The 10,174-nt window shown below is 36.9% G+C and carries 16 protein-coding genes and 2 pseudogenes; 10 read left to right on the forward strand and 8 right to left on the reverse strand.

The features are described 5' to 3' along the window. The first annotated feature begins 175 nt into the window (after window positions 1-175). Together ACFING_RS08330 and ACFING_RS08335 are read left to right on the forward strand one after the other, a co-directional pair. Complete coding sequence (locus ACFING_RS08330) at window positions 176-442, forward strand: BrnT family toxin (RefSeq protein WP_004856729.1); 267 nt, start codon at window positions 176-178, stop codon at window positions 440-442. Next, window positions 420-725: a BrnA antitoxin family protein gene (locus tag ACFING_RS08335; RefSeq protein ID WP_375630443.1), complete on the forward strand. Its 306-nt coding sequence runs from the start codon at window positions 420-422 to the stop codon at window positions 723-725. The genes ACFING_RS08330 and ACFING_RS08335 overlap by 23 nt, the downstream gene beginning before the upstream one ends. Window positions 726-775: 50 nt before the next feature. Here ACFING_RS08335 and ACFING_RS08340 read toward each other — a convergent pair whose 3' ends face one another. The 6 genes and pseudogenes from ACFING_RS08340 to ACFING_RS08365 form a co-directional block, all read right to left on the reverse strand. Beyond that, window positions 776-1,366 (reverse strand): antA/AntB antirepressor family protein, encoded by a 591-nt coding sequence (locus tag ACFING_RS08340; protein WP_375630444.1) that lies wholly within the window; start codon window positions 1,364-1,366, stop codon window positions 776-778. Between the two features lie 266 nt (window positions 1,367-1,632). Then, the gene (locus ACFING_RS08345; RefSeq protein WP_375630445.1) at window positions 1,633-1,959 is read right to left on the reverse strand and encodes a hypothetical protein; all 327 of its coding nucleotides are present in this window, start codon (window positions 1,957-1,959) and stop codon (window positions 1,633-1,635) included. A 158-nt stretch (window positions 1,960-2,117) separates the two neighbouring features. Beyond that, a complete protein-coding gene (locus ACFING_RS08350; protein ID WP_375630447.1) occupies window positions 2,118-2,639 on the reverse strand; it encodes a hypothetical protein in 522 nt (173 codons plus the stop codon). Further along, window positions 2,536-3,648: pseudogene (locus ACFING_RS08355) on the reverse strand (DUF1376 domain-containing protein). The gene ACFING_RS08350 and the pseudogene ACFING_RS08355 overlap by 104 nt, the downstream one beginning before the upstream one ends. After that, window positions 3,638-3,973 carry a DUF1376 domain-containing protein gene (locus ACFING_RS08360; RefSeq protein ID WP_375630449.1) on the reverse strand — a complete coding sequence of 112 codons (336 nt, stop codon included), beginning with the start codon at window positions 3,971-3,973 and terminating at the stop codon, window positions 3,638-3,640. Before ACFING_RS08360 ends, ACFING_RS08355 begins: the two are co-directional and overlap by 11 nt. Then, window positions 3,963-4,442: a crossover junction endodeoxyribonuclease RuvC gene (locus tag ACFING_RS08365; protein ID WP_375630450.1), complete on the reverse strand. Its 480-nt coding sequence runs from the start codon at window positions 4,440-4,442 to the stop codon at window positions 3,963-3,965. The genes ACFING_RS08360 and ACFING_RS08365 overlap by 11 nt, the downstream gene beginning before the upstream one ends. A 29-nt stretch (window positions 4,443-4,471) precedes the next feature. Here ACFING_RS08365 and ACFING_RS08370 point away from each other — a divergent pair, with 29 nt between their 5' ends. Continuing rightward, window positions 4,472-5,347 carry a hypothetical protein gene (locus ACFING_RS08370; protein WP_375630451.1) on the forward strand — a complete coding sequence of 292 codons (876 nt, stop codon included), beginning with the start codon at window positions 4,472-4,474 and terminating at the stop codon, window positions 5,345-5,347. A 1-nt stretch (window position 5,348) separates the two neighbouring features. Here the strand turns inward: ACFING_RS08370 and ACFING_RS08375 are convergent, their stop codons facing one another. Together ACFING_RS08375 and ACFING_RS08380 are read right to left on the reverse strand one after the other, a co-directional pair. Further along, window positions 5,349-5,783: a hypothetical protein gene (locus ACFING_RS08375; protein WP_375609734.1), complete on the reverse strand. Its 435-nt coding sequence runs from the start codon at window positions 5,781-5,783 to the stop codon at window positions 5,349-5,351. Between the two features lie 16 nt (window positions 5,784-5,799). Continuing rightward, the gene (locus ACFING_RS08380; protein WP_375630452.1) at window positions 5,800-6,051 is read right to left on the reverse strand and encodes a helix-turn-helix transcriptional regulator; all 252 of its coding nucleotides are present in this window, start codon (window positions 6,049-6,051) and stop codon (window positions 5,800-5,802) included. Between the two features lie 109 nt (window positions 6,052-6,160). On the opposite strand from ACFING_RS08380, the gene ACFING_RS08385 reads away from it, so the two are divergent. From ACFING_RS08385 to ACFING_RS08415, 7 genes and pseudogenes are all read left to right on the forward strand, one after another. Next, complete coding sequence (locus ACFING_RS08385) at window positions 6,161-6,778, forward strand: helix-turn-helix transcriptional regulator (RefSeq protein ID WP_375630453.1); 618 nt, start codon at window positions 6,161-6,163, stop codon at window positions 6,776-6,778. A gap of 157 nt (window positions 6,779-6,935) precedes the next feature. Next, window positions 6,936-7,310, forward strand: a complete 375-nt coding sequence (locus ACFING_RS08390) for a hypothetical protein (RefSeq protein WP_375630454.1) — start codon at window positions 6,936-6,938, stop codon at window positions 7,308-7,310. 60 nt (window positions 7,311-7,370) lie between these two features. Next, window positions 7,371-7,805: an antA/AntB antirepressor family protein gene (locus tag ACFING_RS08395; RefSeq protein ID WP_375630455.1), complete on the forward strand. Its 435-nt coding sequence runs from the start codon at window positions 7,371-7,373 to the stop codon at window positions 7,803-7,805. After that, window positions 7,798-8,526: pseudogene (locus ACFING_RS08400) on the forward strand (Rha family transcriptional regulator). Before ACFING_RS08395 ends, ACFING_RS08400 begins: the two are co-directional and overlap by 8 nt. A gap of 15 nt (window positions 8,527-8,541) precedes the next feature. Continuing rightward, window positions 8,542-8,880 (forward strand): hypothetical protein, encoded by a 339-nt coding sequence (locus tag ACFING_RS08405; protein ID WP_375630456.1) that lies wholly within the window; start codon window positions 8,542-8,544, stop codon window positions 8,878-8,880. Window positions 8,881-8,889: 9 nt separating this feature from the next. Continuing rightward, window positions 8,890-9,417, forward strand: coding sequence for an antA/AntB antirepressor family protein (locus tag ACFING_RS08410; protein ID WP_375630457.1), 528 nt, complete (start codon window positions 8,890-8,892; stop codon window positions 9,415-9,417). Between the two features lie 154 nt (window positions 9,418-9,571). Further along, window positions 9,572-10,042, forward strand: coding sequence for an ERF family protein (locus tag ACFING_RS08415; RefSeq protein ID WP_375630458.1), 471 nt, complete (start codon window positions 9,572-9,574; stop codon window positions 10,040-10,042). The last annotated feature ends 132 nt before the right edge of the window (window positions 10,043-10,174 follow it).

Consider the following 10,174-nt stretch of genomic DNA (forward strand, 5'->3'; position numbering starts at 1 on the left):
TCTTTATCCGAGAAACCACCGCATTATGTGAAACACCCATCTTCTTCGCAAACGCACGAACCGATAGACCCTTACGCTTCTTCTTATTCATAGTTGCTCCATTTTGAATGGTTTATACGAATTATTGTACACTTTAATTATTGACAAAGTTTTATTTTTCGTGTACATAAAATATATGAAGATAGTGTGGGATGAACCAAAAAGAGCTTTAAACATTGATAAACATAAGCTTGATTTTGCTGATGTTATTTACTTTGACTGGGAACATGCTCTTATTGATGCAACACATTCAAACCGCATGAAGGCTATTGGACATTTTGCTGATGGCACAACAGTTATTGTTTTTGCAAAGCTTGGCAATGAAGCGATATCCATTATCAGTTTTCGTCAAGCGAATAAAAAAGAAAGAGAGGTTTTCAATGACTATCAAAAAAACCTTTGAAACAGAATGTGGCTACACAAAAGAAGATTGGGACGCTGTGGATTCCCCACCACTAACAGATGAAGAACTTGCACGCTTAAAGCCAGCTAAAGACGTTTTACCAGCCTCCTTTTTTAAGTATGTAACAGAAGAACGCCGTAAACGTGGGCGTCCACCCGTTGAATCTCCTAAACAAGCGGTTACTCTCCGTCTCGACCCAAATGTTATTGCCTCTTTTAAAAAACAAGGAAAAGACTGGCGAACACGTATGGGTGAAGTCTTAAAAAAAGCAAGTGGCAGCTAAACCAACCACCTCCCCATTGTTGATAACGGGGAGGAGAGATGTGTCTTAATCTAAGCAGCTTTTACGACAGATCTTTCTAAGACTTGTTTTGCTTCTTTAATGAGAGCTTTGTATTTTCTGTTTTCTTCATCTACTCTGAAGGCATCAAGAAGACGAACATGAATTGGACCCAGAAGATACAAAACTTTTTCACCAGCGTTCATACCTTCCCAATAACTTGGCAAATCAAAGCGTGTATCATTATCATAATCAACAGATTGGCTTTTTAGTTTCTTCTCGCACTCAATAAAGTAACGGCGTGCTTGACGTCCTTTCTCATTACGTTCCACCATTGAGAGCTCTTTCGCCATGTCTAAAGTGATGTGGTATTCTGTACTTGGACGACCGCCTTTAGGTTTTACTAAATTTTTAGTAAAACTCACAAAGCCTTGATTTTCTTGAAAGGTATTAGGTTTCGCTAAAATTTTAGCGAAACTTATAAAGTCCTTATTTTCTAGGAAACCATACTCCTCAATGCGATTTTTTATCCAATTTCTAAATTCGGATTTGACTTCTAAAAACGTATGCAACTCGCGTGCATTGACAGTTTGAACTGTTTCTTTTCCAATAGTTTGTTCTGTAATTTTAATAAGAGTGTTCATGATGAATTCCTTGTTACTTAATATGTTTTCATTGACATTCTAAAAGAGTGCCGGGTGCTGAAAACACGGTAACAAGTCCGTCGTTACGCTTTCCCCATGAAGGTATTGTATAGCATAACTGCACCCGACAAGATCGTTATATGCTACAGCATATAACGAGTCAAAATCTTTAATGTCTAGAAGATTAGTTATTTCGGCAACTAATCCGCTTGTTATCAAGGTGTTTTCAGGCACCTAATTCGATTATTCATATTGCTGTAATAATGTCAAGCGGCTTCCGATAATTTTTTGATCTCTTTATTGATCTCATCTATAAGAGGTTCGTAATTGAGAACGCTTTTCGGAATAGCACCACCGTAAACCCATGCTTTCACTTGCGCTTTGGTGCTAAAATCTGCCTTTTCTGGTATGGTGTAATACTGACCACCGTCAAACTTTTCACACTCTCTTGTGCCGTCTTCATATTCGTAGAGGTTGTAAAAATACTCCTCTGCTCCGTCCCCCCAAGGAACATAACCAACAGCTGTTGCAACAAACTCTTTTTGCATTGGTTGTTTACGCTTTTTTAAGAATAGGTCTTTTAATATTCTCATGTTTTTAGTCCATAATTTTACCAATTGGTCTATTTACTTAAAATTTGACCGTACAGAGCGTTTTATATTGCGGATATGGTTTTTTAATAATAAAATCTTTAAATCGCTTTGTACGGTACCTTTTTGTCGATTTAAACACATACCTAATCGTAAAATGATCAGCACTTTTCACTAGTTTGCTGTGGACCAAAGCGTTTCATTATCCCACCAATGCCATTTAAAGTCTCTTCAAGCTCTTGCTTGTGAACAAGCGTTAGTGGTCTAAAATGCTCTTTCGCTGTTTTTTCTTTGAGTGTTTTCTCACGTGTGTTTTCAATTGCTCTACGTACAGTTTCGGCTTTTGAAAGAAGGGTATTTTCTAGTGTCTGGCAATAAGTTAAAAGCTCTCCACAAGTTGGCATAAATGTTTTTGATATCCCAATTGCTTGACCAGTTACGATATCTTCGACGCCTTTTTTCAGAGCATATGCTGAAATCCGTTCCAGCATCATGCTATAGGATAGAACAACGGCTTTGGAATCTGTGTTCGCAGGGACTCTCATGCTTGAGAGTAGGAAAGAAGCTTGCTCAATTTGCTTAACTGAAGCTTTCACAGAGAGCAACGCTTGTGGAAGATTGCAAGCATCTAAGGTTTGCTCTTCCTCCTGTTTCGTCAATGTATTCCCAGCTTTCAGCGTCAATGGATACCCCAGACTGATCATTTCCATAATCTTCTCCAGATGAGAGATGATCTCTGAGTTCGTTGAAGCCTTCTGCAAGCTGTTCTGTGAAAGTTTTCTGAGTGAATTTTCCATGATAACCACCTAACCGTTTTTCCTGTTCTAATCTTGCTTTTTTCTTTGCTAGCGTTCCGATAGGGCTTGTAACCCAATTGTACCAAGTCCTTTGCCAATCTCGTTTGTTTGCATTTTTACCTAGGTTTGCTATTCAGTAATTTGTGAACCGTTCGAACTCTAACAGCGCCTCATCATGCGTTAATCCTTGATCGATTGCGTATTGCAAATTAGGTTCAAAATCTTCTGGCAATCGACAACCGCGATTAGCTTGCGCTCGTTTTGCTTTTTTGGGAACGTTCTCTTGCTCGTGAATGGGGGGTTGGTTGTCTACACCCGTTGTGATTTGCTCTGATATGGTCTCAACAGCAGCAACCTCTGTTGGTTCGTCAACCAAATCGATTGTTGCTAAACTTTCAGAACCAATTTCTTTTTTTGCTAAAACGATAGTTTTAGTTTTTTTATTATATATGTTTGTATTGTTTGTTATAGCATCACAAGCATCATGCTTAGCATCCTTAAGCATGCTGTTAGCATCATGCTTAATATCACAAGCATCTTTTGTATTTTTATCCCATCTTGCCTTCGCTGCCTTCTGCGCTCTCTCTGAAAACTTATTCAAATTCTCATTAGAGTTGTTGAGTTCCTCTTCAACCTGTAAACTCCATAAACGACCGTCTTCTAAACGTATCAGTTTCTCATCACTCAATAAAAAATCTAGCGCTTTATTAAAAGCTTTTACTGAACAACCAGAAATGCGTGCTAATATAGAGGCATTCTCAAGAATTGGCTGTCTCTTCTTATACATAAGCAATATCAACATCATATAAGTCGATATTTGATGCGACGTCATTCCACTAGCATCAGATACCCAATCAGAAGGAAAACAACGAACCCAAGCTAACTTAGTTGACATATTTCCCCTCCTGTTCTTTATTATTATTTAGATCTTCATTGAAGTTATTGAGTTCCTCCTCAACTTGTGAACTCCACAAACGACCATCTTCTAAACGAATGATGTATCCCTCTTCTAGCAAAACATTCAATGCTGTCTCAAATTTCTTTACTGAATAACCAGTGTAATGAGATAAAACTTTAATATTACAAAAAAGAGGTTCACCAGTACGAAGCATGCGAAATCGCAATCTCATATAGATATTACCTTCTACAGGAGGTAAATAATCGACGACCACCGCCCATTTATCGGCAAACAGTCTCGTCCATGGTATTTTACTGGACATGTATATCCCCTTCTTTCATCAAATATAAAATTGCTAAAGCATCTGCTTCGTTGTCGTCTTTAGGTACATGTCCTTTTGCACATACCGCCTTAATCATTTCTTCTTTTGAGGCGTTGCCTTTTCCTGTCGTCGCCTTCTTAATTGTGCCAACAGGAATGCCTTCATATGGTATCTGATGATGTTCACACCACGCTGTTAAGGTTGCTAGAAAGCCCCCATAAATATGAGAAGCGTCTGTACCCACATGCTGGCGCACCTCTTCAAAATACACCGCGTCAATTTCATCAACAGATCTCTTTAGTTCAGTAAGCCACCGTTTAAAGCATAAATAACGTATACCACCGCCTTCAAAACGGCGTGATTGAAAATCTTCTGTATCGCTTGTTATGTGACCATCAGCACCGCATATCGCCCAGCCTGTCTTGGTCCCTAGATCAAGACATAAAATGGTTTGTGCGTTAGTGATCATAATCCCCCCTTAAGGCTCTACGTATTTATATGTTTGCTATGACAGAGCGTGTTGTGATTGCTTGTCTTGCAAAAATGTTTTTGAAAAAGTATCCTCCCAACGATTCTAAAAAAGTGGGGAGGGGAAAGATGCAAGAATGGATAAAGATATTTCTTACGGGTTTCCTGTCATTTATCGGATCACTTTCAGTAGCGCTTATTTTAAGAAATAAAGACCGTAAAGAAGCCGCTACAATCCGCAAAGATGATTTAGAAACAGCTGCAAAAAAACGAGAAGAAGATAGAGAATGGATAAGCAAGCAATTTGCAGAAAGCCAAGAGCAGACGATAGCCCTTAAAGAGCAAGCGATATCGACAAAAGATCTTGCCAAATGGTCAGAAGAACGTATTAAAATTTTGTTAGATAACAAAAGAGTAGAGGATTTAGAAACGCCACCTTCCATATATACAACTGGACCCCATTTGCCAACAAAAGGCAAGTGGACGCTTCTTTGTTTAAAGATAAAAAACAATGCACAAACTGTCATCCACGTTTTAAATATAAAGCTAAAAGATGGTTCTCGCTTTATTCTTGGATATGGCATTAGATACAAACCGGAAATAAGATTGCGGCAAATGCAATCACCATATGTTAATCCTGATGCCAGACCAACGTCACACACAATATCATCCGGATACTGTGAGAAAGCAAAGGATTTTCGAACGGGACAAGAAATCGATGTTAATATTTCTATAGCTCCCTCAGAAGGCAAACCTTCAAAAATCCTTATTTTTGTAGCAGCACGTGAAGAAGATATAAAAGACCAAGTTACTTTAATCATTACCCATACATCCCCACTGCAACCAGAAACAAAAATGACTGTAACAACACAAACTAGCCTCATAGACTTTAAAAAAGTGGATTAACTCAATTCAGACGCACACTACACGCATCATTTATTAATTTGATTTCTTCTTCTCTTTTTTTGATGAGGTCATCCCTTAAGAAGCCAAGATTACTTTCGACTAAAGCTGTAAACAAAAGTAGCTCATTTAGGCGATGAAAAGATGACAAATCTTGAGAAAAATAATTATCAAACCAAGTTGTAAAAGCTTGCGTAAAGGCAGATGAAAACCATTGATTAAAATCATCGTATGGCAATAACGGAAAATAATTTCTATCATCACGCGCAAAAATATTTTGCAGTATATAGATAAGATAACCTGTTGATGAGGGATCTATGCAACTTTCACATGTCTGATTAGGCGAGCGAACACCATAATATATGTCTTCACGTCCAATCTTATTAACAAGATTAATCAACTTGACCTTGCTTATAGTGATATGTGGGACATCTATCATCTCTGATCTTTCTTCTTTAAGAGTGTGAATCGTGTTGCTGGTGTTCATTATTATCTGTAGGAGCAGCAATAAAAGCAGAACTAGAGCTAGAACTATCCTTCAACTTTTGCAGCTTGAGATAATTTATTACGGAGATAGATCCTCTTTTTTCCCACTTGCAAACAGCTGCTTGAGTTACACCAAGCATTTTCGCCATTTCTGATTGTGTCCAATTAAATTTGCCCCGTATTGACTTAGTCAGATTCTTAAAATCTTCTCGTTGATCCATTTACAAGCTCCAATTATAGCTTTATCTTATTTTATTCATATAATTATAGTTATATAAAGTCAATGAAAATTATCTTTATCAACGATAAAAAAATAAGGTAAGCAGAAGTATGAGTAATAAATCTAATATCATAAGCACATTAAAAAAGATTTTGACCGAGTTTAACTTAACGCAAGAAGATGTAGCCAAACGGCTAAACGTAACACAAGCTTCAGTGTCTAAGTGGTTAAAAGATTCTGATCCACGCGGCTCTAATCGAGATGCCATTTTAGAATTATATAAAGAACTAAAAGGGGATAATCACTTCACAACTTTTGTTCCTCTTATGGGGTATATTGGAGCAGGAACACAGATAGATCCAAGTTTTGAACAAATCCCTGAAGATGGTCTTGAACAAGTAGAAATTCCTTTTGCTTTACCTGATGAGATGGTTGCTTTTGAAGTTAAAGGAGATTCTATGATTCCAGCCTATAAAGATGGAGATATGGTTATCGTAAGACGGCGCCAAATTAAAACAATAGAATCTTTTTTTGGCAAAGAAGCCGTTATTTTAACACATGATAATAAAAGATATATAAAGCAGATTAGCAGGGGAATGAATGGTGAAATAGATCTGCTTTCTTGGAATGCCTTACCTATTAAGAATGTTAAAATTGTGTGGGTTGGAGAGATATTTGCTATTTTGCCAATAAGTTCTTACAGCAAGATGATTCGGACTTATCGCTAATTATCCTCCCCTCTTATTCAGCAAGATATTATAATATTTTTTATAAAAAATATAACTTTTTATAATTTTTTGCTTGCTGTTTTATAATTATAGTTATATAAGTAATTATACAAACCACGCACAAACAATCGCCAAGAGGCGTTAGGGAGGAAAAATTATGGAAAATCCAATTCTTATAAATTCTGATGAAATTTTATTAGTTGTCTATGATGATGATCAAAACATTGGTCGGTCGGGACCACTGGATGAAAGCCAAGTTCTAAAAATTATTGACGAAGCAGATGATGCAATCCAAATCTTTCGCATCAATCCTTCTGAGAATAATTGTGAAGATATCTCTGAAGAAATTGCAGAAGCATATGTAAAAGAAAATATCGAACATCTCCATGAGGAGAGTAAAGTTCATGACTTTGTACTCGAAAGTGATGCTTACCAAGAACTTTTAGACGAGATCGCAGACGAAAAATATAATGATGAGATTTACGGTACTTATGAAGAGCAAAATAAATTACGTCTTTGTGATGTGATTTAAAAATTCTAAAGGGCGCATTTAAAAAGCGCCCCCTTTAATCCCACCAATATGAGGTCTGTAATGGAAAAGCTTCTTGCTACTCAATACAATATTATTCAGCATCAAAAGGTTCAAACTATTAGCGCTCGTGATTTATATACCTTTTTAGAGGTAAAAACCGAGTTTAGAAAGTGGATAACAAACTGTATTAAAGAACTTAGCTTTAGAGAAGATATAGACTTTGTACTTTCTACTAAAGAATTATCAAACTCCTCACGTGGAAATCCTTTTAAAGATTATGCTCTCACTTTAGACACAGCAAAACACATTGCCATTTGTGAACTTGGTCTCAAAGGTAAACAAGTGCGTGAATATTTTCTGAAATGCGAAAAAAAAGCAAATTCAAAAATTGATTATTCAAATCCTGAAACATTAGAAGATTTCTTAAAACATCTAAGGCAGCAAATTAAGCACAATGAAAATGTTGTCACGATGAATGGAGTAAAGCATGCATAATTTTATCACAACATCTGAAAGCAATTTTCAAAACACAACAGTTCAAACGATGTCTAGTCGTGAAATTGCAGAGTTATGCGGTAAGCAACATGCGCATATTATGCGTGATATTCGGCAAATGTTAGGAGAATTATATCCTGAAGGGGGTCAATCCAAATTTGGATCCACCTATTTAGATAAACAGGGTAAGCCCCAAAACTGTTACAACCTCCCTAAGCGTGAATGCCTTATCTTAGTTTCCGGTTACAGCATGACATTACGCGCTAGGATTATAGACCGTTGGCAAGAGTTGGAAAAGCAAGTAGTAACACCACAAATCGACTATTCAAGTCCAAAGGCTATGATTGGCTTTTTGAATTACCTACAAGGTCAAATAGATCAAAAAGACACCATCATTGAAGATTTAACACCAAAAGCCATGGCTCTTGAAAGCTTACAGCGTCATAATGGGCTCTTTGGTCTTACAGAAGCTGCTAAAATACTCGAGATGCAACCAAAACAATTCATTCAATTCTTACAGCAAAAAGGGTGAATTTACAGACGAGCAGCGGGTGGGAATTTGCTACCGTATCAAGATAAAATCCAAAAGCAACTTATGGATTGTCCAACCATCACGCTTCAAACCGCGAGTGGAATAGAAAAAGTCATTCCTTGCGCAAAAATCACAGCAAAAGGAATTGGTGCGCTGTCTCAAGAGCTTAAAAGACAAAGCATGCATTAATTAAGGAATGCAATAATGGAAAAGAAATACGAATTTACTGATAAAATCGATATGATTTATTTGCGTCAATTTTCAAACTTTTTAATTGACAAAATAATATCAGTATGTCTATTGTCGAATCAGGTGCTTGAAAAACACCTTAAATGCATAGCGGATGAATTGCCGAAACAGTTTATTTTCCGCACATTAAAGGCTTTGACTCGTTGTATGTTACACGCATATAATGATCTTGTCGGGTGTAGTTACGCTATACAATACTCTTTATGGGGAAAGCGTAACGACGGACTATGCACCGTGTTTTTCAGCACCCGGCATCCTTTATTGGATGTCAATGAAAAACATCTAACTGCATAGGAGTTCATTATGAACACTCTTATTAAAATTACAGAACAAACAATTGATCAGGAAACAGTTCAAACCGTTAATGCGCGTGACTTGCATACATTTTTGGAAAGCAAACAAGATTTCTCTACTTGGATAAAAAAACGCATCATTGCTTATTCTTTTCTTGAAAGGCAAGATTTTATTCGCTTCCACAAAAAAATGGAAGCAAACAATGCTATAGCAGTAGAATATCATCTCACCTTAGATATGGCGAAAGAGCTTTCCATGGTTGAACGTAATAAGAAAGGACGACAGGCACGTCGTTACTTTATTGAGTGTGAGAAAAAACTAAGAAACCAATCTGTTGATTATGATCGTGATACACGCTTTGATTTGCCAAGCTATTGGGAGGGAATGAACGCTGGTGAAAAAGTTTTATATCTTTTAGGTCCAATTCATGTGCGTCTTCTTGATGCCTTCAGAGTAGATGAAGAAAACAGAAAATATAAAGCTCTCATTAAAGAAGCAAAACAAGTCTTAGAAAGATCTGTCGTAAAAGCTGCTTAGTTTAAAATATGATTTCATTTCCTCGTCTTTTTAGACGGGGAGGTGGTCAATATCACACAGTCTCTAGAAACAGGATTGTAACAACCAACCAACTTTTTAACACAAGCGTGATTCACGCCACGGGGGAATTGCGCTCAAATAGGAGGAAATCAAGATGAGTGAACTAAGTACCACACAAACGGAATTAGTGGAAAAAACGAACGATTGTGAAATCAAACCTACAGCTATGGAGCTTATTTTAGAAAGAGCTTTAGAAAATGATGTCGATATGGATCGTCTCAAGCGTCTTCTTGAATTGCGAGAACAAGAGATAAAACGACAAGAGCGTCAAAACTTTGTCCGTGATCTTTCTGCTATGCAAATGGAATACAAAGATATCGAACAAAACGCCATTAATACACATACTAAAAGCCTCTATACCACGCTTGATAAATGTATTGATTCAATCAAAGAAACTCTTGCAACACATCACTTTGCCTTGTTCTCTCGTATCAAAGAGCAGAGTTCAGACAACGTAACCGTAGAAATGACTTTAAAGCATATATCAGGCAATGAAATATCAACAGAAGGAACATTTCCTTTTGACGCTACAGGGAGCAAAAAATCTAACAGATATGTCTTATAAACAAGCTCAAATCGCTTTGTTTTCTTTGAAAAAAAAGCAACGTTCACAAATGAAAAAAGCACAACAAGAGCAATTAGATGCACCTATACAAGATATTGAATATGCACCAACTCAACAACAAACGGCGGTGTG

This window comes from Bartonella sp. AP150HLJHH (assembly GCF_042196385.1).
Classification (GTDB): Bacteria; Pseudomonadota; Alphaproteobacteria; order Rhizobiales; family Rhizobiaceae; genus Bartonella.